The organism is Micromonospora sp. CNZ322 (genome assembly GCF_007827755.1).
In genome coordinates this window covers 23,047-46,536 of record NZ_VITD01000027.1, presented here as the reverse complement: position 1 = coordinate 46,536, position 23,490 = coordinate 23,047, and the positions used below count along the sequence as shown (strand labels likewise).

Below are 23,490 nucleotides of genomic sequence, written 5' to 3'. Positions count from 1 at the left end.
ACCGGACCTACATCAGCCTCACCCGAGCAGCCTGATCAACAACACCTGACACATCTATCGGGACTTCCCCTTGACACATGTCTCGGGACAGCACATTTCCGCCGTAACGGAAACTGTCCATGATCTGCACGGGTTCCGGTACGAACGCGGCCGCCACGTTTCGGGTCCTCCCACCAGCCGCGCCTGCCCGGCATCGTGGGCGTACGGGACTCGAAGGACCCCGAAGGGCCGGCGCTGGTTTTCGGGCCGGTGGCCTGGCGGGCGTTCGTCACTGAGGTCGCCCAGCGGTCGTAGCCGATCCCCGAACGCGCCGAAGCGCCCGCCCCCAGTCGAGGGGACGGGCGCTTCGCTGTGCGGGGTCTGTCAGCCCACCACCGACCGCAGTGGCACCTTGGCGGCATTCAGCGCGCGTACCAGATCACGCGCGAACGGGTGTTCGTCCACCTGGAGCCCCTGCGGGTTCGGGATCACGACGTACGCCGAACCGTTCTTCTCGGACGCCTGCGCGTCGGCGGTGAAGCGTTCGACGATCGCCCGGGTGCGGGCCAGGTCGCCGGCCGCCACCTGGATGGTGATCGGCCGCCAGCCGCCGCCCAGGTCCGGCGACACGGGCGCGGCGGCGGCGTTGGCGCGCGCCGCGTCGACACCGGCCGGGCGCCGGGCGTCGGGCGCGGCGGTCGCCGGGTAGAGCAAGGCGTTGGCGACCAGGTGCAGACCATTCTCGTTGTACGCGCGGAAGAGCGGATTGAACGCGAACAGCACCGCTCGACCGGCGCCGGTCGGCTCGTCGACGACGGCTGCGGTGCCCTTCAGCGTCTCCGCCCCGACTGTGAAACCGTTGGCCCAGAAGGTGTCACCCGTCGGGTAGGTGAGCACGTTCGTCCCGGTGGTGCTCGGGGTGAGGATCGGGTCGCTGTTGTTGAACTCGAAGTCCTCCGCCGGGCGACCCAGCGCCACCGGGCTGTCCTGGTCGACGTCGACGCGCAGGTGCGAGCCGATCACCAGGTAGTCCGCCGGCTTGGTCTTCTCCGTGGTCGAGGTGAGCCCGGCGGCCCGGGCCACCCGGGTGCCCTCGTTGCGCAGCCCGAGGTAGGTGTGGCCCTGGCCGATCCAGTCGCGCAGGTTGGCCTGCCCGGCGGCGGTCAGACCGCCGGTGGCGCTGCTGCCGTCCGGCACCAGCAGCACCGTACGCCCGGTGAACGCCTCGGTGTTGTCGTTGATGTCGGCAGTGGTGACCGCTGTGAGGTCGAGTCCCCACCGCTTGCCGAGCACGTAGCGGGCCTCGCCGTGCGAGCCGGAGGTGGTGGAGATGCCGGTGCCCTGGAACAGCCCCACGTCGGGCAGTTCGAGGCGGGTGCCGGCGGGTCGACCACCCGGGGTGAGGGTGACCCCGAGGGATTCGGCCAGCCCGTCCACGGTCCGGCTCACAGTGGCGGCCGGGATGGCGACAGTGCTGGTCGTGAGGTCACGGACCAGGGGTACGCCACGGCCGAGCAGGCTGAAGGTGAACTCCGCGGCGGCGGCCGAGTCGAGCGGGTACGTGTACGAGCCCCAGGGCCACGCCGCACCGGTGCGACCGCCGGTGACCTTGCGCACCAGTTCGGCCCTCGGCCGGACGGTGTCTCCGGTGTAGATGGCGTTGATGCCCATCAGCAGCGGGTTGCTCCAGGACGACACGTCGTAGAAGTAGGGGAACGGGACGTACGGGTCCTCGCCCATGATGGCCTGAATCCAGTGCTTCTGCGGTTGGTCCATCGGGATCCAGTACGCGCCCTTGGGCACTGTCACGTTGGTGGCGCTGCGCCCACCGAAGACGCGCGCGGTGGGCACCCGGGTCGCCTTCTGCACCTCGTACACCTCGACGTCCATCCGGCGCAGCCGCTCGACGAGTTGGCGGACGTCGGCGAGCTGCCGGTCGGGCAGCAGGAAGTAGGAGCGGATGGTGAGGTCCGGCACCGGGAACTGGACCTCGTTGGTGGGCTGCACCACCTCGTTCGGTTCGAGGGTGCCCGCCCTGCCCTGGGCGAGCGCGTCGGTCCAGATGTCGAAGTAGCCGTTCAGCACCTCGCGCTTGTTCGCTGCGGCCCAGCCGAGCGTCGACCACTGGGTGTGGAACTGCTGCTGGACCCGGTCGGCCACCGCCGACGCGCTGCCCTTCTCGTACGTCATGCCGGCCGCGCCGAAGCCGGTGGTGGGCACCGTGTCGCCGTAGCCCATGAAGAACATGTCGTACGTGTCGTAGTTGAAGTAGCACTCGGTGAAGGCGGTCTCGTCACAGGCCCCGTTGAAGCCGAAGCCGGCCTTGTTGGCCTCGCCGATGCGGTTGATCCAGTCCACCGACTCACCGGCGATCTCGTGGTGGATCGGGTCGGCGTTGGGCGGGAAGAAGTACTGCCGGCCGCCCATCTCGTGTGCGTCGATGAAGACCTGCGGCGGGTAGCGGCGCAGCAGTTCGAGCTTGCCGTCGGTCTCCTGCTGGGTGCGGGCGAACCAGTCCCGGTTCAGGTCGAAGCCGAACTCGTTCTGCCGGCGGGTCGCGTCGCGGCCGTCCGGGTTCTGGGTGGGGACGATGATGGTGACCAGGTTGTCGTTGCGCTGGGCGACCGCGCAGGACAGGCCCGCCGCCAACTCGTACAGCGTCTTGAGCGCCGCGTCGGCACCGCTCTTCTCGCCGCCGTGCACGTTCGCGGTGACCCAGACGATGGCTGGGCTGTCCTTCGCCGTCCGGGCGGCCGTTCGCGCGCTCGTCCGGCGCGGGTCGCGCAGGTCGCGGATGTCGTCGGCGATCTCGCGTAACGCGGCGGGCCGCACGTGGCGTTCGTTGGACACCACCGCGTACGGCAACGGCTGGCCGAGCACGCTGGTGGTCATCACGCCGGTGACGACCCGGTTGGAGGCGCGATCGACCGCCCCGAGGTAGGTCCGGACCTCGTCGTTGGTGACGACCCGCTCCTGCCCGGCGCCGAGCGGGAAGCCGAGCACATTCTCCGGAGTGGGCACCGTGCCCAACCGGGCGGTCGGGTCGTCGCTGCACCGGGAGGGCGGGGCGGCGCTCGCGGTCGATGTGCCGCCGAGCAGGGGGACCATGCCGAGCAGGAGGGCGATCGTGGCGGCACTTGCCAGCCGCCTGGCGGGGACCATCCGGAACGGACGTGTCGATGGGGCCATGAGTCGTGTTTCCCTTCTCGGGAACAACCTCGCAGTGGCCGGAGCCTATGAACCGCCGATACGGCGGTCAAGGGTAGATCGATATTGCCGACTACTCGGCGTGCCGGTTCCGACGCGGACTGGCAGGATGGTGGCGTGGGCTTGTCGTCGTCTGGGAGGAGGAGCCGTGCCGGAGATGATCACGCTCTCGGTCCATCCGGATCTTCCGTCCGCCGATGCTCGGCGTTCGCTGGCGTCCTGGCTGCGCGCTGAGGATCGGCTGCGGGAGGGGGTGACCACGACGTCCCCCGACGGGATGTCGGCGGACACCACTGACGTCCTGCGGGTAGCGGCCAGCGACGCGGGCGCCGCCATGGTGTTGGTGCAGGCGATCGCCGGCTGGCTGACCCACCGCCGCGACGATGTGACGGTGAGACTGACCCGGCCCGACGGATGGTCGGCCGAGGTGGACGTGCACCGGGCTCGGGACATGGACCAGGTGACAGCGCTCATCGAGGCCGCGGTGCGCGCGGTGACACCCGTCCAACGGTGAACGACCCGCCGCCGGCCGAGAGGTCGGCCGGCGACGGGCCGGGGTGGCGCAGGTGCGGCTACCAGGTGGTCAGGCCGAGGCCGATCGTCTTGGTCAGCGTGGCGTTGTCGTCGTCGCCGTCGAGCGACCAGATCATGGCGCCGGCCAGGCCGGCCCGTCGGATGTAGAGCATCTTCTGCATCACGACCGCCGGATCGTCGTACGTCCACAACGTCGTACCGTCGAACAACCAGGCGTGCCCGGCGCGCAGGTCGCGGTGCACCGTGTAGCCGTTGCCGGCGAGGGTCTTCAGCTTCTTGTAGTCTTCGTACCCGGCCTCGAAGGTGGCCGGAGCGGGCCCGGTGGCCGGCTGGAACAGGCCGTTGCCGCTGCCGGTGATGCCGGTCCAGCCGCGACCGTAGTAGGGGATGCCGAGCACGAGCTTGTTCCGCGGCGCGCCGCGGGCGATCCACCCGTCGATGGCCACCTCGACGGAGAAGTCCGGGTTGTCCGGGGCGCCCGCCGGGACCCGTAGCGCCGACTGCTGGTTGGCCCGTGCGTCCCAGCCGCCGTGGAAGTCGTACCCCTGCACTGTGGCGAAGTCCAGGTACTTGAAGATCTTGCTGCCCTCGTAGCCGGCGTCCATGGTGGCCGGGCTGGCCGGCAGGAACGCGGTCAGCGGGTGGTGCGCGCGGGTCGTGCGACCGTACGCGTCGAGCTGCCGGCGGAACTCGGCGAGCAGTTTGGTGAAGTTCTCCCGGTCCTCCGGGCGGATGACGTTGCCGGGCTCACCCTCCCAGTTGGGCCATTCCCAGTCGAGGTCGATGCCGTCGAAGACGCCGGCCCCGGCGCCCGGGCCACCGGCGGCGCCGTCACCGCCGGGCAGGTTTCCCTTGAGGTAGAGGTCGATGCAGGACGTGACGAACGCCTTGCGGGAGGCGTCGGTGCGGGCCGCGTTCGAGAAGTACGTCGACCAGCTCCAGCCGCCCAGCGAGATCAGCACCTTCAGTTTGGGGTGCTTGGCCTTGAGCTTGGCGAGCTGGCCGAAGTTGCCGTTGAGCGCCTGGCCCGGTGCGTCCGCGACGCCGTCGACGCTCTCCTCGGCCGGGACGGGACGCTGGTAGTCGGCCCAGGCGTCGCCCTCGCCCGGCCCACCGTCCACGTAGCAGCGGCCGTCCTCGCTGACGTTGCCGAAGGCGTAGTTGAGGTGGGTGAGGCGGCTCGCCGCCCCGGAGGTTTCGAGCTTCTTGACCGGGAAGGCCCGGCCGTAGATGCCCCACTGGGTGAAGTAGCCGACCCGGTGGTAACCGGTGCGGCGCTGCTGGTTGTCGCCCGCGCTGGCGGCGCTGGGCGGGGCGGCGGTGAACAGCAGGGCCGCCAGGGTGACCACGGCGGTGAGACGGCGGTGGCGGAATGGTCGCATCGGCACACTCCCACGAGGCATCAAGCAGAATTAGTAAAGAGACTTATCTGATTGATGAAGTTAAGCCGATCACCGTCCGGGGTCAAGAGCGTCCAGCCACATGGGGGATTGTTGCGGCGTTACCCGGTGGTAACGATGTTGTGCCATGGACTCCGCCCTGACTCTGATCGGCCTGCCCATCGCCCTCGGCATCATCATGCTCGGTCTGGGTCTCGGACTGACTATGGCGGACTTCCGCCGGGTGGCCCATCATCCGCGCGCCGCCGTCATCGCCCTGGTGTGCCAGGTGCTGGTGCTGCCGGCGCTCTGCTTCTGCCTCGTCCTCGCGTTCGACCTGGCACCCGAGCTGGCCGTCGGCATGATGCTGCTGGCCGCGTCCCCGGGCGGCACCACGGCCAACCTCTACAGCCACCTGTTCGGCGGGCACGTGGCCCTGAACATCACCCTGACCGCCATCAACTCGGTGCTCGCCGTGTTCACCCTGCCGATCCTGGTCAACCTGTCGGCGGCGTACTTCCTGCCCGACGGCAGGAGCATCGGCCTACAGTTCGACAAGGTGCTCCAGGTCTTCGCCATCGTGCTCGTCCCGGTCGCGATCGGCATGCTCATCCGGGCCCGGCTGCCGCACCTGGCCGAGCGGCTGAACCGCCCGGTCCGGATCCTCTCCGTCGTCGTGCTCGTCGCGGTGATCGCCGGGGCGGTGCTCGGTGAGCGGGAGAACATCGCCGACTACTTCGTCTCGGTCGGCCTGGCAGTCCTCGCGTTCAACCTGCTGAGCCTCGCCATCGGGTACGGGGTGCCGCGGCTCGCCGGTGTCGACCGGAGCGCCGCGACGGCGGCCGGTTTCGAGATCGGCATCCACAACAGCACCCTCGCCATCACGATCGCGCTCAGCCCGGCGCTGCTCAACAGCACCCAGATGGCGATCCCGGGCGCCGTCTACGGCATCGTCATGTTCTTCACCGCGGCGGCCTTCGGCTACCTGGTGACCCGCGTCGGCGCCCGGTCCGCCACCGCCCTGACGCCCTGACGTGATGTGGGGCTGGCCCGGTCGTCCCGGGCCAGTCCCGCCATGTCGCGTCGAATCAGCTCACTCCTCGATGCTCCGGGCGAGCAGCTCGGTCAAAACCAACTTGTCGACCAGCGAGCCGTCCCAGGCGGTGGTGAGGCGGGTGATCCGGCCGGCGGCGTCCAGTTCGAGGGCCGTGCCACCGTGGGTGGCCGGGTTGCTCCGGTTGACCCACTCGTAGCCGCCGCCGATGGCGCTGCCCACCACGTGCCGCACAACGCTGCCCGGTCCGTACGGGAGCAGGTTGAGCGCGCGACCCAGGTAGGCCTGAATGTGCTGGCGACCCACGATGGTCGCGTGCAGGGTCCGGTCCTCGAAGACCGCGTCGTACGCGAAGACCCGCGCCGCGGCTTCTGCGTTCCTTGCCGCGAACGCCGCTTGCAGGGCCTCGGCGGTGCGCCGCATGGCCGAGGCCGCCTGCTCGCCGACCGTCGGCTCCTTGAAGTCGTGCGGGAACTTGTCGGCGGGGGTGCGCTGCGCGACGATGTCAGCCATCGTGAAGTCGCGCCCGTCCCAGTAGTCGATCCAACGAACGATCTTGCCGCGCTCGAAGTTCACGAAGCCGAGCGGGCGGATCTGGTGGCCGAACAGCTCGGGCGTGTCCGTGAAGATCACGACGGCGCTCTTGGAGTCGCCCAGGATCCGGGTCGGGTACGACCTGGCAGTCGCCGGCCAGGTCGGCATGTACTGGGCGAACAGCGCCTTCAGCTCGTCCCACGTGTACCACGGCCAGCCCAGGGTGGCGTCGACGTAGGTGATCTTGGAGCGGGAGAAGTAGGACATCGTCGCGTCGACGTCGGCTCGGGTCTTGTCCTGGAAGTACCTGACGAACAGCTTCGCCACCTCCGAGGTGGCATGGCTCGTGTCGACGTCAGCGTTGGCCCCCTGCGGCGGGGAGCCATGGTGGTGGCCCTTGGTGCCGGCGGCGGCCGCGCCCGTCGGAACGAGGGTCGACGCGGCGACCGCCGCGCCCGCCAGCGCGACGTTGCGCAGCAGGCTGCGTCGTGCGGTCCCTACGGATCCGTCGCTCACTGTCGCATCATCGTGGCTCATGTTGGCCCTACCTCACTTCTGACCACAGAAACGGAACTCTTAACTCCGTTTCAAGGTAACACGCACGACCGAGGAAACGGAGCGGTGTGCTCCGCTTAACAGCTGGGTTGGAGGCGAGGTGCGGCGGCTACGCGGTGTCAGCGCGGCGACGCGTCTTCACGGCGGGTCGCTGCATCGCCCGGAGCAACCGCTCCGAGGAGGGCGCCGATGGCAGTGGACTGGGCCGATCGGTCCGCAGGGCGTCGAGGGTGAGGGCGAGGAAGCGGGGTGAGCTCTCCGGGACCTCGTCGCCGACGGCGCGGACGATGGCGGAGTTGGCGACCAGGAGCACGACCACGTCCTCCGGGACGAAGTCCGGGCGGAGACCGCCCTGCCGCTTCGCCGCGCGGATCAGCCGGTTCTGCGTCGCGTACAGCCGCTTGCGGAGCTGTTGCAGCGTCGGTGAGGTCGGCAGGGTGAGCGTCAGCACGTCCGTGACCAGCCGATCATCTGCCTGCATGGCGCAGAGCCGCTCCAGGTAGCTCCGGAAGCCCTGCCACGCGTCCTCGTGCCGCAGCGACTCGTTCGCGGCATCGAGATACCGCTGGGCGCGTTCGAGGAACACCGCCTCGACCAGTTCGGTGCGATCCGGGAAGCGCCGGTACAGCGTTCCCATGCCCACGCCCGCCCGCTTCGCGATCTCCTCCACCGGAGCATGTGCTCCCTGCTCTGCGAAGACCTCACGGGCCGCGTCGATGATCCGCTGCCGGTTTCGTTCGGCGTCCTTGCGTAGCGGGGTGCCGGGGGAGCCCGAAGCGGGCGGGGCGGGGCGAGACGTGGCCATCGCCGAAGCCTATCGAAACGGAATCAGGAGTTCCGTTGCTCGCTCTTCGTCAGCCCACCTGGTTGTTGTCCTTCTGCGCGCCCCAACCGTGCCAGCGGTCGATCTCGATCAGGGCACTGACCCGGGCACGTTCCCGGCGTGGGTACGCGTTGCCCGTGTAATGCTTCGACAGCCGGTCGATGTCCGCGAGACCCTCGTCGGGGCGCAGCTCGGTGACGTGCCCGATGATGCTGACGTGGGTGTACCAGCCGGCCTCGTCGAGCACGGTGAGAGACACCCGGGGGTCGTTGCGGACATGCTCCAGCCGGCGGCGGCTCTCGTCCATGTTCACCAGGATCCGGCCGTCCTCCCACAGGTACCAGGTGGCGGCGGACACCGGCTGGCCACCATTGCGAAGGGTGGTCATGACGGCGGGGTTCGGCTTCTGGAGCATGGCGACCGCGGCCTCGGGAAGCGGTGGCTTGGACATGAAGTCTCCTCGTCGCGACAACGTTTACCCCTGCACGTTACGCACCCGCCCGCCCCGATCATGGTGCTACAGGTACATCGCGCGGTCAGCCGAGCCAGCGGCCGTCACGCATGACGACGCGTCCCTTCAGCTCGTTCGCCTCCCGCCAGGCCTGGATGCGCTGCGGTCGGATCAGAAAGTACTGGTAGGGCTCGTCGAGACCGCTCGGGTCGAAGCCCGTCTTGGTCGCGAACGCATCACCCGTCTCCGGGCCGAGGTCGGCGATGTCCACCGGCTCGGCGATGCCGTCGACGATGACGACGTCGCGCGTCGGGCCGAGGCTGAGTCGTACGCGGCCATCCGCCACCAGGTTGCGGCCGGTGACCGAGGCGCGCGGCGTTGAGACGAGGAACGCGGTCCCGTCCCAGAGGAACGAGAGTGGGATGAGGTGTACGCCCCCGGGGGAGCCCGCCGTCGCGACCCAGAGGTCGATGTCGCTCTCCAGTCTGGCGCGAGTGTCCCGAAGCCTCTGCTCAAGCCCACGCGGCGCAACGTCCGTCATGCTTCCTCCAGTCACTTCGCGGTCGCCAGCGATGCGGCTTCCCAGGCGAACCCGTCCGGGTCGGTGAAATGCCCGCCGTCGCCGCCGATCGTGAGTCGGTGCGACCCGGTGCCGTCGGGGGCGACGCCGACGTCCTTGGCGAGGGCACGACGTCGGTACAGCGCCAGCTTCACGGGGCTGGACCCGGCAACGAACTCGACGTACATGCGGCCGAAGCTCTTCGCCACGGCAAGGCCGCGCTCGACGTAGAACCGCTTGCTCGCAGCCACGTCCGCGACTCCGAGCAGGAGCACGATCTCGTCGATCTGCCGGGTAGCCGGGCCGGTGTCCTTCTTCGCCGAGGTCGCGATCTTCCAGATCGTCCCGTCCGGAGCTTGCACGACACCGCCGTAGCCCCAGAGGGACTTCGCGGCAGGCTTCAGCGACGTGGCACCGGCGTCCAGGGCGGCACCGATGAGGCTGTTGACGGTGGCCGGCTGGGACACCGTGAGCGCCAGCGTGAACCCACGGAAGCCGCTTGTCGGTGCGTCCGAGGCCCGCAGGCGAATCTGCTTGTCCAGACCGAAGGCGGCGGTGTAGAAGCGCTGGGCAGCTGCGGGGTCGGCCACGTCGAGGGTGACGGATGCGATGGATGTCATGCCGATCACGCTATTTGCGGCCGGGCGACCGGCGCTTCTTGATTCCTGACCGGTCTCGTCAGCTGTCCCGAACGGCGCACACGAGGACCGGACGGCTCAGCGAAGCTCTTGGATGCGGACCAGGTTGCCGGCGGGGTCGCGGAAGGCGCAGTCGCGGATGCCGTACGGCTGTTCGGTCGGCTCCTGGACGACCTCGGCGTCGCCGGCCTGCACCTTCTCGAAGGTGGTGTCGAGGTCCCGCGTGGCCAGCAGGATCCAGCCGTAGGTGCCCTTGGCCATCATCTCGGTGATGGTGCGGCGCTCGTCCTCGGTGGCCCCGGGGTCCGCGGCCGGCGGCGCCAGGAGGATGGACGTGCCGGGCTGGTCGGCGGGGCCGACCGTGATCCAGCGCATCGTGCCCTGACCGACGTCGCTACGGACCTCGAAGCCGAGGGCGTCGCGGTAGAAGGCCAGGGAGGCGTCCGGGTCGGTGTGCGGCAGGGAGCACGTGTGAATCGTGATGTCCATGTCGATCATGCTAGGGGTAACGCCGTACCCGCGTGTGGGTCCCCGTTTGCCCCCGGCGAAGATGTGGTCATGAGCAATTCCGCACTGCCCAGGCGTGTTGTCGTCACCGGCGCCACCGGCAAGCTCGGCCGTGCCGTGGTCGCCCACCTGCGCGCCGTGGGCGTCGACGTGCTGGCGGTGGACCGCGCCGGTGGCCGCGACCCACGCGACGTGAACGGCGAGTTCCTGCTGGTCGACCTGACCGACTACGGGCAGGTGGTGGAGGCGTTCACCGGGGGTGCCGACGAGCACGCGGGTGGCGTCGACGCGGTCGTGCATCTCGCGGCGGTTCCGGCCCCCGGGCTGATGTCGAACGCGGCCACCTTCGCAAACAACTCCGCCGCCACGTACAACGTGTTCGCCGCGGCCCGGGCGGCCGGAATCAAGCGGGTCGTGTGGGCGTCGAGCGAGACGGTGCTCGGGCTGCCGTTCGACAACCCGCCGCCGTACGCGCCGGTCGACGAGGAGTACGCGCCACGGCCGGAGTCGACGTACTCGTTGAACAAGGCCCTTGAGGAGGAGATGGCCCGGCACTTCTGCCGGTGGGACCCGGGGCTGGTCATGGTGGGGTTGCGCTTCTCCAACGTCATGGACGTCGAGGACTATGCGCCGTTCCCCTCGTTCGACGCCGACCCGCAGCTGCGCCGGTGGAACCTGTGGGGCTACATCGACGCCCGCGACGGGGCCCAGGCGGTCGAGCGCGCCCTCGCGCACGACCAGCCCGGTGCCGACGTCTTCGTCATCGCCAACGCCGACACCGTCATGAGCAGGTCCAGCGCCAGCCTGATGGCCGAGGTCTACCCGGGCGTCGAGATCCGTAAGGAGTTGGGTGAGCACGAGACGCTGCTCAGCATCGACAAGGCCCGCCGGGTGCTGGGGTACGAGCCGCAGCACTCCTGGCGGGACCACGTCGACGTGCTGTAGGTCAGCGCGCCGCCTGGTAGGCGCGGCCGACGGCGGTGGCGGTGCTGCCGGTACGGAACAGGCCGGTCTGGTCCTTGTCCGTGGCGGGCAGGCCGAACCACGCGTACCGCTGTAGCCAGGACAGGCCACCCAGCATCCGGGTCGCCGCGGTGAGGAACGCGGCCTGCTGTGCCTGGGTGGGGAAGCGGACGCCGTTGGAGAAGTCGATCAGGGCGAACTCGGTGAGCCAGATCGGCAGCTCGTACCGGTCGTGCACGGCCTGGAGGTACGACCTGAGCTGGTTGACGGCGTTGGCGGTGGTGAAGTCGCCGCCGTACCAGTGCAGGGCGATGAAGTCGACGCGGTAGCCGCGTTGCCTCGCCCCGGCCATGAACCGGTCGAGCCATTCGCCCGGCCGGTCGCCGCCCCAGGCCACCGCCGGGCTACCCAGCGGAAGGCCGGTGGCCTGCAACTGCGGCCACAGCTCCAACGCCTGCTCGACGGTCATCTCCGCCTGACCCTTCAGGTCCGGCTCGTTGAACCCGAGCAGGTGGCGGCCGTTCTTCTTGGCCTGTTGCAGGTTGGTGGCGGTGACGCTCTTCGCCCCCCAGATCATCGGGACGAACTCGGCGCCCTTCGGGCTGGTGACGCCCGGGTGGGCCACGTCCCAGGTGTAGTACCAACTCGCCCCGGAGTTGGCCAGCGCCTGGCTGACGCCGTCGAAGGTCCACACCCCGACGCCCTTGCGCTTCGAGGTCGCCGTCGGGGCCGCCGGGGCGACCGGACGTCCCGTTGTCGGCTTCGCCGTCGGCGTCGGCGTCGGGGTCGCTACCGCCGGGCTCGTCGTGGCGGCGGGCGTGGTCGCGCTGGGTGCGCCGGGCTGCGGGCTCGTGGGCGGCGGCGCGTCGAGCGCCTGCGTCGCCGCCGGGGCGGGCGTCGGCCCGGTGGGCTGCACCACGACGATCACACCGGTCACCAGTACGGCGACCACGGCGGCCACGAGGAGCGGCCACAGCAGACGCTGCGCACCGATCGGAAGGCGGGCGAGCAGACCGCGCCGGGGTTCCGCGTGGGCGCCTCGGGTGACCCCTGGTGTGACGGCTCCATCCGGCCCGGTTCCGCGCATCGTCTCGACTCCTCGTGTGGTCGTACCGCTACCGTCGTGGGACTGGCGGAAAGATCCGCTACAGCCTCCCCTCAGGAGACTGACCGGTCGCACCGGGATAACAGTTTCCACCGCTGGTGTCGGCCGTCGATCACCACACGTTCGCCGGGATCGGATTCATAGCCGTCAACGTCTTCACTTGACCACAGCGAGCGCGTAGCCTACCTGAAACGATTCATCAACCCGGAGGCCGACCCCTGCCGCCACACCGTGCAGAGAAGGATGAGGGCCAGGAATGATGCGCACGTCGCGGCGTCACGCCGCACTTTCCGCACTTCTCGTGCTGCTGCTTGGCCTGACACCGATGGTGGCACCGCACTCGGCGGCGGCCGCACCGGCCGCCGCAGCGTTGACGGCGACCGACCTGACCGCCGAACGGGCCACCGTGCCGATCGGCCTGGACGTGGCGCGACCCCGACTCGGCTGGCGGATCGACGCCACCACCCGGAGCGTCGTCCAGGAGTCCTACCAGGTACGTGTCGCCACCAGCGCGGACCGCCTCGGTGCCCCCGACGTCTGGGACAGCGGCCGGGTCCGGTCGCGGCAGAGCACCCTCGTTCCGTACGCCGGGCCGTCGCTGCGGCCACGGACCCGCTACGCCTGGCAGGTCCAGGTCTGGGACACCGCCGGCAACGCCTCCGGGTGGAGCACGCCGACATTCTGGGAAACCGGCGTGCAGGGTGGCGCGGGCTGGCAGGCCGACTGGATCGGGCTGCCCTCGCCCACCGAATCCTGGGCCGACTACACGGTGCAGACGACCGTCCGACTGGAACGCGACGCGGCCGGGATCTTCCTGCGTGCCCGGGGCGCGGGCAACGCGTACATGTGGCAGTTCTCCATCACCGGCGGCAGCGCCAAGCTGCGCCCGCACGTACGGGTCAACGGTGCCTGGACCGTGCTCAAGGAGGTGCCGCTCGGCGGTGTCGTACCGGCCGACCGGCTGACGACGCCGCACACCCTGCGCATCACGGCAGCCGGGAACACCATCACCACCTGGGTCGACGGGACCCAGGTCGACGTCACCACCAGCACCGCGCACCCGGCCGGCTCGGTCGGCCTGCGGACCAACGGGCTGGAATCCGGTGTCTTCTCCGCCTTCTCGGTGACCAGCGGCGGTCAGACGCTCTTCGCGGCTCCGCTCACCGACGGGGTGAACCCGTTCGGGGCCGGCACGGCCACCGCGGCCGGGCTGCGGGTCGGCGGCGACACCGAGGCCATGCTCGTCGCGCTGGACGCGAACCCGCTGCTGCGACGGGGCTTCCGGGTCGACGGTACGGTCGCCCGGGCCAGGATCTACGCCACCGCGCTCGGTGTCTACCAGCTCTCCCTCAATGGCCAGCGGGTCGGCGACCACGAGCTGGCACCCGGCTGGACCGACTACCACAAGCGGGTGCAGTACCAGACGTACGACGTGACCGGCCAGCTCCGCCCGGGCGACAACGCCCTCGGCGCCCTGCTCGGCGATGGTTGGTACGCGGGCAGCATCGCCTGGTTCGGCACCGACAACTACGGCTCCCGGCCGCACCTGAGCGCGCAACTGCTCATCGACTACACCGACGGTCGCAGCGCGACGGTCAACACCGACGGTTCGTGGCGCGCCACGGCCGGGCCGTTCCTGCAGAGCGACCTGATCCACGGCGAGACCTACGACGCGCGGCGGTTGCCGGCCGGCTGGAACCAGCCCGGGTTCAACGACTCCGGCTGGAAGCCCGCCACCGTCGACGCCGTCGACGCCACCGACAAGATCGTCGCCCAGGTCGACCCACCGGTGCGGGTCACGCAGGAGTTGCCGGCCCGGGTGCTGACCCAGCCCACCCCGGGCACCTGGATCTTCGACCTCGGCCAGAACATGGTCGGCAAGGTGCGGCTGAAGGTCAACGGCCCGGCCGGTACGACGGTCCGGGTCCGGCACGCCGAGGTGCTCAACCCGAACGGCACCGCGTACACCGCCAACCTGCGTACGGCCCGAGCCACCGACCTCTACACAGTGCGCGGCGGCGGTGCCGAGGTCCACGAGCCGACCTTCACCTTCCACGGCTTCCGGTACGTCGAGCTGACCGGCTATCCGGGCACCCCCGACCTGTCCTCGGTCACGGGCCTGGTGATGCACACCGACGGGGAGCTGACCAGCGAGTTCCAAACCTCCAACGCCATGGTGAACCGGCTGCACAGCAACATCACCTGGGGACAGCGCGGCAACTTCCTGTCCATCCCGACCGACACCCCGGCCCGCGACGAGCGGCTCGGCTGGACCGGCGACATCAACGTCTTCGCGAACACCGCGACGTTCAACATGGACAGCCTGACGTTCCTCACCAAGTGGTTGCAGGACCTGCGCGACGCGCAGTCGGCAAACGGCGCGTACCCCGACGTCGCGCCGCGCGCCTGCTGCGGGGACGGCGCGACGGGCTGGGCGGACGCCGGGATCACCGTGCCGTACGCGTTGTGGCAGCGCTACGGCGACACCCGGGTGGTCGAGGAGCACTACGCGTCGATGGTGCGGTACGCGTCCTGGCTGGAGAGCACCAGCTCGGGCAACCTGCGGACCAACGCCGGCCCGTACCTCGACTGGCTCAACCTCGACGATCCGACACCGGCCGGGGTGGTCGGCACCGCCTACTACGCGTACAGCATCCGGCTGCTGGGGGAGTTGGCCGCCGCCATCGGGCGCGACGCCGACGCGACCCGTTACGCAGCGCTGTCCAGGGCCATCGCCCAGGCGTTCGTCAACACCTACGTCGCGGCCGACGGCACCGTGCAGGGCGACAGCCAGACCGGCTACGTGCTGGCCATCGGCATGGGCCTGCTGACCGACCCGCTGCGGGCCAGGGCCGCCGACCGGCTGGTCGCCAACGTGCAACGGCACGACTGGCACCTCTCCACCGGCTTCCTCGGCACTCCGGACCTGCTGCCGGCGCTGACCGCCACCGGACATCTCGACGTCGCCTACCGGCTGCTGCTCAATGACACCTACCCGTCCTGGGGTTACGAGATCGCCAGAGGTGCGACCACGATCTGGGAGCGCTGGGACTCGATCAGACCCGACGGCAGCTTCGGCGACGTGGGGATGAACTCCTTCAACCACTACGCGTACGGCGCGGTGGGCGACTGGATGTACCGGACGGTGGCCGGCATCCAGCCCGACGCCGCCAACCCGGGATACGCGCACGTCACCTTCGCCCCCCAGCCGGGTGGCAACCTCACCTCTGCCAAGGCGTCGTACCGCTCGGCGTACGGGACGATCGGCAGCGACTGGGACCTCGACGCGCGCGGTGACATGCGGCTGCGCGTCACAGTGCCGGCGAACACCACGGCGACGGTGCGCTTCCCGGCACCCGGACGCGAGGCGGTCACCGAGGGCGGCCGGCCGGCGGAGCAGGCCGACGGGGTGCGGTTCGTGCGGATGGACGGCGCGGTCGCCGTGTACGAGATCGGGTCCGGTTCGTACTCCTTCGCGGTCGTCCCAACAGCGGGCGCCTCCGACCACGTCGACCTCGGCGTCGCGGGGTCCGAGCAGGCGCACCGCCTCACCGCCTCCACCTACTCGGGCACCAGCACCGAGGCCGGGCTGACCCGCCGGTACACCGACGTGACCCGCCCGGGCGGTTGGTTCGAGTTCGATCTCGCGGTCCGGCCCGGTGAACCGTTCGCGCTGCGCCAGGTCGAGACGTACGACGGGCCTCAGCTCAAGGACTACCAGGTGATCGTGGACGGGGTGGTGGCCCACACCCGCTCGTGGCAGCGCACGACAGGCGGCCCCGGCACTGTCAGCTACCAGTTCGTCGTCAACCTGCCGGACGCCACCCGGGACGGCGTCGTGCGGGTGCGGTACCAGGACACCGGCACCGGCTACGACCCGTCGATCGCCGACGTCTGGGCGATGCCCGGCCCGGCGGCCTGAGCCGGCCGGGCACCCGCGGGTTCGTGAATCACCGTCGGGTGCGTCGGGGCTGGTCGCTGGATCGGCGGACGACCAGCTCGGGCTGGAAGACCACGTGCCGGTGCCGGTGCGTGTCGCCGGAATCGGCCTCGTCCAGCAGTAGCTCCGCCGCGGTGCGGCCGAGCTGGTCGCGGGGCTGGCGTACCGACGACAGCGGCACCGCCGCCGCGTCGGCGAACTCGATGTCGTCGTAGCCGACGATGGCCACGTCGGCCGGCACCCGCAGCCCACGCGCGGTCAGTTCCTGGAGTACGCCGAGAGCGAGCAGGTCGTTGGCGCAGAACACGGCGGTGGGGCGCTGCCGGGCCGGTAGGGCCAGCAGTTCCTCGGCGGCACGTCGGCCGGCGGCGACGGTCAGGCTGCCGGTGACCGCCACCCGGAGTTCGGCGGTGCCGCCGCGTTCCTTCAGCGCTGCGGCGGCTCCGGCGTGCCGGTCGGCGACCTGGGCGATGGAGACCGGGCCACCGAGGTAGGCGATGCGCTGGTGCCCCTGGTCCAGCAGGTGGTCCATGGCGAGTCGGCCACCGAGGACGTCGTCGACCGCCACCGAGCAGCGGTTCGCGCGGCCCGTGCCCCGGTCGACCAGCACCACCGGGATGCCCCTGTCAATGAGCTTGTCCAGGTTGGGCTGGGGGCCGTGACCGACCGGGGTGATGAGGACGCCCCGGACCCGCTGCTCCTCCAGCAACTCCAGGTGGCGGCGCTCCCGGGCGCTGTCCTCGCCACTGTTGCAGACGACGAGCATGGCGCCGGCTTCCTCGATCACCTGTTCGGCGCCCCGCACAACGTCGGTGAAGAACGGGTTGGCCACGTCCAGCACCACGATGGCGACGGTGCGACTGTGCCCGGCACGTAGTTGACGCGCGGAGTCGTTGCGGACGTAACCGAGGGTGGTGATGGCGTCGAGCACCCGCTGGCGGGTGGCGGGGGCGACCGTGTCGGGCCGGTTGAGCACGTTGCTCACGGTGCCGAGGGAGACGCCGGCGTGCCGGGCGACCTCCTTGATGTTCGCCGTTGCCATGACTCCCTCAATGCCTGGTGCGGTGGTCGCGGCCCGCGCCGACCGGGTCCGCCCGGCAGTCTATAGCGGCTAAAACGTTTCATCTATTCGCCTCGGTGTGGCAACAGGAAAGAAATGACAGTGAAACTCTTGACGCTCTCGAAGACCGGCCCATACGGTCCATGTCGATGCGTGAAACGATTCAGGAGGGGGTCGCATGACCGCCGAAGCACCGGACACGGACCGCGCTCCGCTGCTGGTACTCGACGGCGTGACGAAGTCCTTCGGGGCCGTCGCCGCGCTGCGCGGGGTGCACCTGGCGCTGCACTCCGGCGAGGCGCACGCCCTTGTCGGTGAGAACGGAGCCGGCAAGTCCACACTGGTGAAGATCCTGGCCGGCGCGCACGACCGGGACTCCGGCGAGATGACTCTCGACGGGCAGCCGCTGCGCCTACGCGGCCCCGGCGACGCCCGGGCTGCCGGCATCGCCGTCATCTACCAGGAGCCGACGCTCTTCCCGGATTTGTCGGTGGCGGAGAACATCTTCATGGGCCGGCAACCGCTTCGCGGTCTGCGCCGCATCGACACCGCGACGATGAACCGTGACGCGGCGGCACTCTTTCAACGGCTGGGCGTCCGGATCGACCCGACCCGACCCGCTCGCGGGCTCTCCATCGCCGACCAGCAACTCGTGGAGATCGCCAAGGCGATCTCCTTCGATGCCCGGGTCCTGGTCATGGACGAGCCCACCGCAGCGCTGTCCGGTGTGGAGGTCGAGCGTCTGTTCGCGGTCACCCGGTCGCTCTGCGAGCGCGGGGCCGCGGTGCTGTTCATCTCGCACCGGTTCGACGAGGTGTTCGACCTGTGCCACCGCATCACAGTGCTCCGTGACGGCGCCTGGGTCTCCAGCGACGCCGCCACCGACCTCACCGTCGACGAGGTGGTGCGGCGCATGGTCGGTCGGGACGTCTCCTCGCTCTACCCGAAGCAGGACGCCGAGTTGCGGGACACGCTGCTGGAGGTCCGTGGGCTGACCCGGACCGGGGTCTTCGCCGACGTGTCGTTCTCCGTCCGGGGTGGGGAGATCGTCGCCCTCGCCGGGCTGGTCGGGGCCGGGCGCAGCGAGGTCGCCCGGGCCGTGTTCGGCGTCGACCGCTACGACACGGGTGCGGTGCTGGTGGCCGGCCGGGCCGTACCGGCCGGGAACCCAGGCCGGGCGATCGCCGCCGGCATGGCGCTGGTCCCCGAGGACCGTCGACAGCAGGGCCTGGTGATGGAGTTGTCGGTGGAGCGCAACGCCACCCTGGCCCGCCGCCGGGCACTGAGCCGGCTGGGCCTCCTGCTCGGGAGCGCCGAGCGCTCCGAGGCCCACCGCTGGACCCGGCGGCTACAGGTGAAGGGCGCCCGGCTCGGGGCGCCGGTGGCGACCCTCTCCGGAGGCAACCAGCAGAAGGTCGTACTCGCCAAGTGGCTGGCCACCGAACCACGGGTCCTGATCGTCGACGAACCCACCCGTGGCATCGACGTCGGGACCAAGGCCGAGGTGCACCGCCTGCTCTCCGAGTTGGCCGGCGAAGGTCTGGCCATCGTGATGATCAGCAGTGAACTGCCCGAGGTGCTCGGGATGGCCGACCGGGTTCTCGTCATGCACGAGGGGCGGCTGGTCCGCCAGCTGTCCCGGGCCGAGGCGGACGAAACCTCGATCATGTTCGCCGCCACCGGTCAAGGAGCAGTCGCGTGAGCCCCACCGACGCCGAAGCGCCAGTCCAGACCGCCGGGCGCGCCCCGACCGACCCCGGCCGGCGGCGCCGTGGCCTCACCGAGCGGCTGCTGGCCGTACGCGAGCTGAGCCTGCTGATCGCGCTCGGCCTGCTGGTACTGGTCACGACCCTGCGCAACGACCGATTCCTGAGCGGTCAGAGCGTCAAGGACCTCCTGCTGGGCTGCGCGATCCTGGTGATCCTGGCGGTCGGCCAGACCCTGGTCATCGTCACCCGCAACGTCGACCTCTCCGTCGGCTCGATCCTGGGCCTGGTCGCCTTCGCCACCGGCACGCTGTTCGTCTCCGCCCCCGGCACCCCGTGGCCGGTGGCGCTCGTCCTGGGTATCGCGTTGGGCGCGCTGTGCGGGGTCGTCAACGGCGGCCTGATCGCGGTGGCCCGGGTACCCGCGCTGGTCATCACCCTCGGCACCCTCTACGCCTTCCGGGGCATCGACTACTACTGGGCGTCCGGGCGGCAGATCAACGCCGCCGACATGCCACAGTCGTTCCTGCGGCTGGGCAACCAGACGGTGCTCGGCGTACCCGTGCTCTTCCTCGTCGCAGTGGGCGTCGTGGCCGTCATCGGTTTCTACCTGCGGTCCTACCGGAGCGGCCGGGAGCTCTACGCGATCGGTTCCGAACCGGCCGCGGCGCGCCTCTCCGGCATCCCGGTGGGGCGGCGGGTCTTCGCCGTCTTCGTGGCCAACGGCGCCCTCGCTGGCCTCGCCGGCGTCCTGTACGCGGCCCGGTTCGGCACCCTGGACGCGGCCGCCGGGACCGGGCTGGAGCTCCAGGTCGTCGCCGCTGCCGTGGTTGGCGGAGTGGCGATCTTCGGCGGCAGCGGCAGCGCGTACGGCGCGGCGCTCGGCGCCGTGCTGCTGACCACGATCGGCAGCTCGCTCGCCGTTCTGCGCATCGACCCGTTCTGGCAGCAGGCCGTGGTCGGCGCACTCATCCTTGCCGCCATCGGGTTGGACCGGCTCCTGGCCCTGCGGGTGGCGGCCCGGCTCCGAGGGAGAAGCGCCCATGGCGCATGACAGCCTGTACGCGGCACCGCCCACCACCGAGGCCGAGCCCGGCGCGGGCCGCATCGCCAGCCTGCGCGGGCTGCTCGGGTCCTGGGACGCGGTGATCGTCGCCGCTCTCGTGGTTGTCGTGCTGCTCGCCGGCCTGACCGTGGAAAATTTCGCCACCGGCCGCAATGCCCAGTTCCTGCTGCTGGATCTGGTGCCGCTGGCGCTCATCGCGCTACCGATGACCCTGATCGTGATCACCGGCGAGATCGACCTCTCAGTCGCCAGCATGGTGGGCCTGAGCAGCACCCTGATGGGTCAGCTCTGGCTCTCCAGCGGGCTGTCCCTGGAGTTGATCTGCGTCCTCGTGGTGCTGCTCGGCGCCGTGCTCGGCGCGGTGAACGGCCTCTTCGTCACCGGCTTCGGCCTGCCGTCGCTGGCGGTCACCATCGGCACGCTCGCCCTCTACCGCGGCCTGTCCTTCGTCGTGCTCGGCGACCAGGCCGTCGCAGACTTCCCCGCCGACTGGACGGCCGCCATGGTGCGCAACATCCCCGGCACCTCCGTTCCGGTCGTCATCCTGCCGCTGCTGCTGCTCGCGGTGGTGTTCGCGGTCGTGCTGCACGCCACACCGGCCGGCCGTGCGCTCTACGCCATGGGCAACAACGACCAGGCCGCCACGTTCACCGGCGTCTCGGTCGCCCGCACGAAGTTTTGGCTCTTCGTGGTCTCGGGTGCCGTCTGTGGGCTGGTCGGCATCTTCTGGACCCTGCGCTACGCCAGCGCCCGGGGCGACAACGCCACCGGCCTGGAGTTGACAGTGGTGACCGCTGTCCTGCTCGGCGGTGTGTCGATCTTCGGGGGTCGGGGTGGTTTGCTCGGTGTGCTGGCCGGCGTGCTGCTCCTCGGAGTCCTGCGCAACGCGCTGCAACTAGCCGACGTCGACGCCAACGCGCTGACGATCGTCACCGGCACTCTGCTCATCGCATCCGTCGTACTGCCCAACGCCGTCGCGGACGTCCGCGCCCGGCTGCACCGTCGACGACAGCGGCAGCCCGCCGGGTCGTGACGTTCCCCCGCGCACCAACCACCCCCGGAAGGATGACGATGTCCGCGTACCGCAGAGGGCTCCGCGTCGGGGCCACCAGCCTCACTCTCGTCGCACTGCTGCTCAGCGCCACGGCCTGTGGCGGCACCACCCGGGACGACACCGACAACGACTCCGGTGCCGGCAACCAGGCCAGCGGCGCCGCCAATCCCAACGCCGCTCTCCGGGAAGGACTCAAGATCGCCTTCCTGCCGAAGCAGCTCAACAACCCGTACTTCACGGTCTCGGACAACGGCGGCAAGGACGCGGTCACCGAGATCAAGGGTGAGTTCAAGGAGGTCGGTCCCTCCGAGGCCAGCGCCTCGTCCCAGGTCAGCTACATCAACACCCTGTCCCAGCAGGGCATGGACGTGATCGTCACCTCGGCCAACGACCCGAACGCGATCTGCGGGGCGCTGAACCAGGCGAAGGCGGCCGGCGCGAAGATCGTCACCTTCGACTCGGACACCAAGCCGGAGTGCCGCCAGGTCTTCGTCAACCAGGTCACCGCCGAGGGCATCGCCGAGAACCAGGTCAAGCTCATCTCGGAGCAGATCGGTGGTGCCGGCGAGATCGCGATCCTCTCCGCCACCGCCAACGCGACCAACCAGAACGCCTGGATCGCGTTGATGAAGACGGAGCTGGCGAAGCCCGAGTACAGCAAGATCAAGCTGGTCACCGTGGCGTACGGCAACGACGACGACCAGAAGTCCTTCCAGGAGACCCAGGGCCTGCTGCAGTCGTACCCGAACCTCAAGGGCATCATCTCGCCCACCACCGTCGGTGTCGCCGCCGCCGCCCGCTACCTCAGCGGGTCGCAGTACAAGGGCAAGGTCAAGCTGACCGGCCTGGGCACGCCGAACCAGATGCGCCAGTACGTCAAGGACGGCACTGTCGACGCGTTCGCCCTGTGGAGCCCGGCCGACCTCGGCTACCTCGCCGCGTACGCCGGTGCGGCCCTGGCCTCCGGTCAGATCACCGGCGCCGAGGGCGACAAGTTCAAGGCCGGCAAGCTCGGCGAGTTCACCGTCGCCAAGGACGGGGTGGTCATCCTCGGCCCGCCCACCGTGTTCGACAAGAACAACATCGACCAGTTCCAGTTCTGAGCGCCCTTCCGGTCGGTGCCGGCGCACGCCGTGCACCGACCGGGGAGCCGACGGGAGAGACACCATGACGCTGCCCGACACGCAGACCCTCGAACGGGTCAGGCAGGCCCTGCGGTCCCAGCAGATCGAGACGCCATCCTGGGCGTACGCCAACTCTGGAACCCGGTTCAAGGTCTTCCCGCAGGAGGGGGTGCCGCGTAACCCGTACGAGAAGGTCGCCGACGCGGCGGTCGTACACCAGCTCACCGGCATCGCACCCACTGTGGCGCTGCACATCCCGTGGGACCGGGTCGACGACTACGCCGAGCTGGCCGCGTACGCGGCGGAGCGCGGCGTCGCCCTGGGCGCGATCAACGCCAACGTCTTTCAGGACAACGACTACAAGCTGGGCAGCGTCACCAACCCCGATCCGGGGGTACGCCGCAAGGCCGTCGACCACCTGCTCGAGTGTGTGGACATCATGGACCGCACCGGATCCCGCGACCTGAAGCTCTGGTTCTCCGACGGCACCAACTACCCGGGCCAGGACGACATCCGCACCCGGCAGGACCGGCTCGCGGCGGCGCTGCGCGAGACGTACGACCGGCTCGGCGACGACCAGCGGCTGCTGCTGGAGTACAAGCTGTTCGAGCCGGCGTTCTACAGCACCGACGTGCCGGACTGGGGCACCGCGTACGCGCACTGCCTGGAACTGGGGCCGAAGGCGCAGGTGGTCATCGACACCGGGCACCACGCCCCCGGTACGAACATCGAGTTCATCGTCGCGTTCCTGCTGCGGGCCGGCAAGCTCGGCGCGTTCGACTTCAACTCACGCTTCTACGCCGACGATGATCTGATGGTCGGTTCGGCGGACCCGTTCCAGCTGTTCCGGATCATGTACGAGATCGTCCGTGGCGACGCACTGGCGCCGGAAGCCGGCATCGCCTTCATGCTCGACCAGTGCCACAACATCGAGGCGAAGATCCCCGCCATCATCCGCTCGGTGCTCAACGTGCAGGAGGCCACGGCGAAGGCCCTCCTCGTCGACGCGGACGCGCTGGCCGCCGCACAGCGCAGCGGCGACGTGCTCGCCGCGAACGCCGTGCTGATGGACGCGTACAACAGCGACGTCCGACCGCTGCTCGCCGACCTGCGCGCGGAGGTGGGCCTGGATCCGGACCCGATGGCCGCGTACGCCCGCTCCGGCTACTTCGAGCGGATCCGCGCCGAACGCGCTGGCGGCCAACAGGCCGGCTGGGGCGCCTGATCGCCACACAGATTCGCAGACTGAGGA

The 23,490-nt window shown here is 70.0% G+C and carries 19 protein-coding genes and 1 pseudogene; 10 read left to right on the top strand and 10 right to left on the bottom strand.

What is annotated here, in order from left to right; all coding sequences use genetic code 11:
• Nucleotides 1-183: 183 nt before the first annotated feature.
• A pseudogene (locus FB453_RS33890) lies at nucleotides 184-294 on the top strand (DUF397 domain-containing protein); the annotation flags it as partial.
• 69 nt (nucleotides 295-363) lie between these two features.
• On the opposite strand, the gene FB453_RS33885 reads toward FB453_RS33890, so the two are convergent.
• Complete coding sequence (locus FB453_RS33885; protein ID WP_145796879.1) at nucleotides 364-3,168, bottom strand: M14 family zinc carboxypeptidase; 2,805 nt, start codon at nucleotides 3,166-3,168, stop codon at nucleotides 364-366.
• Nucleotides 3,169-3,343: 175 nt separating this feature from the next.
• Here FB453_RS33885 and FB453_RS33880 point away from each other — a divergent pair, with 175 nt between their 5' ends.
• Entirely contained in the window at nucleotides 3,344-3,700 is a 357-nt protein-coding gene (locus FB453_RS33880) for an effector-associated constant component EACC1 (RefSeq protein WP_486480596.1), read from the top strand.
• A 58-nt stretch (nucleotides 3,701-3,758) separates the two neighbouring features.
• Here FB453_RS33880 and FB453_RS33875 read toward each other — a convergent pair whose 3' ends face one another.
• Nucleotides 3,759-5,102, bottom strand: coding sequence for a glycoside hydrolase family 18 protein (locus FB453_RS33875; protein ID WP_145796875.1), 1,344 nt, complete (start codon nucleotides 5,100-5,102; stop codon nucleotides 3,759-3,761).
• Nucleotides 5,103-5,247: 145 nt separating this feature from the next.
• Between FB453_RS33875 and FB453_RS33870 the strand changes: the two genes are divergently transcribed.
• Entirely contained in the window at nucleotides 5,248-6,132 is an 885-nt protein-coding gene (locus FB453_RS33870; protein WP_145796872.1) for a bile acid:sodium symporter family protein, read from the top strand.
• A gap of 60 nt (nucleotides 6,133-6,192) precedes the next feature.
• On the opposite strand, the gene FB453_RS33865 is transcribed toward FB453_RS33870, so the two are convergent.
• The 6 genes from FB453_RS33865 to FB453_RS33840 form a co-directional block, all read right to left on the bottom strand.
• Nucleotides 6,193-7,203 (bottom strand): hypothetical protein, encoded by a 1,011-nt coding sequence (locus FB453_RS33865; protein WP_145796870.1) that lies wholly within the window; start codon nucleotides 7,201-7,203, stop codon nucleotides 6,193-6,195.
• 148 nt (nucleotides 7,204-7,351) lie between these two features.
• The gene (locus FB453_RS33860) at nucleotides 7,352-8,047 is read right to left on the bottom strand and encodes a TetR/AcrR family transcriptional regulator (RefSeq protein ID WP_145796868.1); all 696 of its coding nucleotides are present in this window, start codon (nucleotides 8,045-8,047) and stop codon (nucleotides 7,352-7,354) included.
• 49 nt (nucleotides 8,048-8,096) lie between these two features.
• Nucleotides 8,097-8,516, bottom strand: a complete 420-nt coding sequence (locus FB453_RS33855; protein ID WP_030337921.1) for a PPOX class F420-dependent oxidoreductase — start codon at nucleotides 8,514-8,516, stop codon at nucleotides 8,097-8,099.
• Between the two features lie 85 nt (nucleotides 8,517-8,601).
• Nucleotides 8,602-9,057 carry a pyridoxamine 5'-phosphate oxidase family protein gene (locus FB453_RS33850; RefSeq protein WP_145796866.1) on the bottom strand — a complete coding sequence of 152 codons (456 nt, stop codon included), beginning with the start codon at nucleotides 9,055-9,057 and terminating at the stop codon, nucleotides 8,602-8,604.
• Between the two features lie 11 nt (nucleotides 9,058-9,068).
• Nucleotides 9,069-9,695, bottom strand: a complete 627-nt coding sequence (locus tag FB453_RS33845) for a VOC family protein (RefSeq protein WP_145796864.1) — start codon at nucleotides 9,693-9,695, stop codon at nucleotides 9,069-9,071.
• A 96-nt stretch (nucleotides 9,696-9,791) separates the two neighbouring features.
• Entirely contained in the window at nucleotides 9,792-10,202 is a 411-nt protein-coding gene (locus FB453_RS33840) for a VOC family protein (RefSeq protein WP_091399534.1), read from the bottom strand.
• 69 nt (nucleotides 10,203-10,271) lie between these two features.
• Here FB453_RS33840 and FB453_RS33835 point away from each other — a divergent pair, with 69 nt between their 5' ends.
• Nucleotides 10,272-11,165: an NAD-dependent epimerase/dehydratase family protein gene (locus tag FB453_RS33835; protein ID WP_145796862.1), complete on the top strand. Its 894-nt coding sequence runs from the start codon at nucleotides 10,272-10,274 to the stop codon at nucleotides 11,163-11,165.
• 1 nt (nucleotide 11,166) lies between these two features.
• Here FB453_RS33835 and FB453_RS33830 read toward each other — a convergent pair whose 3' ends face one another.
• Nucleotides 11,167-12,270 carry a glycosyl hydrolase gene (locus FB453_RS33830; protein WP_145796859.1) on the bottom strand — a complete coding sequence of 368 codons (1,104 nt, stop codon included), beginning with the start codon at nucleotides 12,268-12,270 and terminating at the stop codon, nucleotides 11,167-11,169.
• A gap of 343 nt (nucleotides 12,271-12,613) precedes the next feature.
• On the opposite strand from FB453_RS33830, the gene FB453_RS33825 reads away from it, so the two are divergent.
• Nucleotides 12,614-16,210 carry a family 78 glycoside hydrolase catalytic domain gene (locus tag FB453_RS33825; protein ID WP_222431460.1) on the top strand — a complete coding sequence of 1,199 codons (3,597 nt, stop codon included), beginning with the start codon at nucleotides 12,614-12,616 and terminating at the stop codon, nucleotides 16,208-16,210.
• A 28-nt stretch (nucleotides 16,211-16,238) separates the two neighbouring features.
• On the opposite strand, the gene FB453_RS33820 is transcribed toward FB453_RS33825, so the two are convergent.
• Entirely contained in the window at nucleotides 16,239-17,270 is a 1,032-nt protein-coding gene (locus tag FB453_RS33820) for a LacI family DNA-binding transcriptional regulator (protein ID WP_112605318.1), read from the bottom strand.
• A gap of 196 nt (nucleotides 17,271-17,466) precedes the next feature.
• Between FB453_RS33820 and FB453_RS33815 the strand changes: the two genes are divergently transcribed.
• From FB453_RS33815 to rhaI, 5 genes are all read left to right on the top strand, one after another.
• Nucleotides 17,467-18,990 carry a sugar ABC transporter ATP-binding protein gene (locus FB453_RS33815; protein WP_145796857.1) on the top strand — a complete coding sequence of 508 codons (1,524 nt, stop codon included), beginning with the start codon at nucleotides 17,467-17,469 and terminating at the stop codon, nucleotides 18,988-18,990.
• Nucleotides 18,987-20,048 carry an ABC transporter permease gene (locus FB453_RS33810; protein ID WP_112605312.1) on the top strand — a complete coding sequence of 354 codons (1,062 nt, stop codon included), beginning with the start codon at nucleotides 18,987-18,989 and terminating at the stop codon, nucleotides 20,046-20,048. The genes FB453_RS33815 and FB453_RS33810 overlap by 4 nt, the downstream gene beginning before the upstream one ends.
• Nucleotides 20,038-21,093 carry an ABC transporter permease gene (locus FB453_RS33805; protein ID WP_145796854.1) on the top strand — a complete coding sequence of 352 codons (1,056 nt, stop codon included), beginning with the start codon at nucleotides 20,038-20,040 and terminating at the stop codon, nucleotides 21,091-21,093. The genes FB453_RS33810 and FB453_RS33805 overlap by 11 nt, the downstream gene beginning before the upstream one ends.
• Before the next feature lie 38 nt (nucleotides 21,094-21,131).
• Complete coding sequence (gene rhaS / locus FB453_RS33800) at nucleotides 21,132-22,217, top strand: rhamnose ABC transporter substrate-binding protein (RefSeq protein ID WP_145796852.1); 1,086 nt, start codon at nucleotides 21,132-21,134, stop codon at nucleotides 22,215-22,217.
• A gap of 64 nt (nucleotides 22,218-22,281) precedes the next feature.
• Nucleotides 22,282-23,463 (top strand): L-rhamnose isomerase, encoded by a 1,182-nt coding sequence (gene rhaI / locus FB453_RS33795; protein WP_145796850.1) that lies wholly within the window; start codon nucleotides 22,282-22,284, stop codon nucleotides 23,461-23,463.
• Nucleotides 23,464-23,490 lie beyond the last annotated feature (27 nt).

What these genes read in the sequence shown, in the direction of transcription:
- FB453_RS33885 (WP_145796879.1), bottom strand. Translation starts at nt 3,168, where the DNA reads ATGGCCCCATCGACACGTCCGTTCCGGATGGTCCCCGCCAGGCGGCTG.
- FB453_RS33880 (WP_486480596.1), top strand. Translation starts at nt 3,344, where the DNA reads ATGATCACGCTCTCGGTCCATCCGGATCTTCCGTCCGCCGATGCTCGG.
- FB453_RS33875 (WP_145796875.1), bottom strand. Translation starts at nt 5,102, where the DNA reads ATGCGACCATTCCGCCACCGCCGTCTCACCGCCGTGGTCACCCTGGCG.
- FB453_RS33870 (WP_145796872.1), top strand. Translation starts at nt 5,248, where the DNA reads ATGGACTCCGCCCTGACTCTGATCGGCCTGCCCATCGCCCTCGGCATC.
- FB453_RS33860 (WP_145796868.1), bottom strand. Translation starts at nt 8,047, where the DNA reads ATGGCCACGTCTCGCCCCGCCCCGCCCGCTTCGGGCTCCCCCGGCACC.
- FB453_RS33855 (WP_030337921.1), bottom strand. Translation starts at nt 8,516, where the DNA reads ATGTCCAAGCCACCGCTTCCCGAGGCCGCGGTCGCCATGCTCCAGAAG.
- FB453_RS33850 (WP_145796866.1), bottom strand. Translation starts at nt 9,057, where the DNA reads ATGACGGACGTTGCGCCGCGTGGGCTTGAGCAGAGGCTTCGGGACACT.
- FB453_RS33845 (WP_145796864.1), bottom strand. Translation starts at nt 9,695, where the DNA reads ATGACATCCATCGCATCCGTCACCCTCGACGTGGCCGACCCCGCAGCT.
- FB453_RS33840 (WP_091399534.1), bottom strand. Translation starts at nt 10,202, where the DNA reads ATGGACATCACGATTCACACGTGCTCCCTGCCGCACACCGACCCGGAC.
- FB453_RS33835 (WP_145796862.1), top strand. Translation starts at nt 10,272, where the DNA reads ATGAGCAATTCCGCACTGCCCAGGCGTGTTGTCGTCACCGGCGCCACC.
- FB453_RS33830 (WP_145796859.1), bottom strand. Translation starts at nt 12,270, where the DNA reads ATGCGCGGAACCGGGCCGGATGGAGCCGTCACACCAGGGGTCACCCGA.
- FB453_RS33825 (WP_222431460.1), top strand. Translation starts at nt 12,614, where the DNA reads ATGGTGGCACCGCACTCGGCGGCGGCCGCACCGGCCGCCGCAGCGTTG.
- FB453_RS33820 (WP_112605318.1), bottom strand. Translation starts at nt 17,270, where the DNA reads ATGGCAACGGCGAACATCAAGGAGGTCGCCCGGCACGCCGGCGTCTCC.
- FB453_RS33815 (WP_145796857.1), top strand. Translation starts at nt 17,467, where the DNA reads ATGACCGCCGAAGCACCGGACACGGACCGCGCTCCGCTGCTGGTACTC.
- FB453_RS33805 (WP_145796854.1), top strand. Translation starts at nt 20,038, where the DNA reads ATGGCGCATGACAGCCTGTACGCGGCACCGCCCACCACCGAGGCCGAG.
- rhaS (WP_145796852.1), top strand. Translation starts at nt 21,132, where the DNA reads ATGTCCGCGTACCGCAGAGGGCTCCGCGTCGGGGCCACCAGCCTCACT.
- rhaI (WP_145796850.1), top strand. Translation starts at nt 22,282, where the DNA reads ATGACGCTGCCCGACACGCAGACCCTCGAACGGGTCAGGCAGGCCCTG.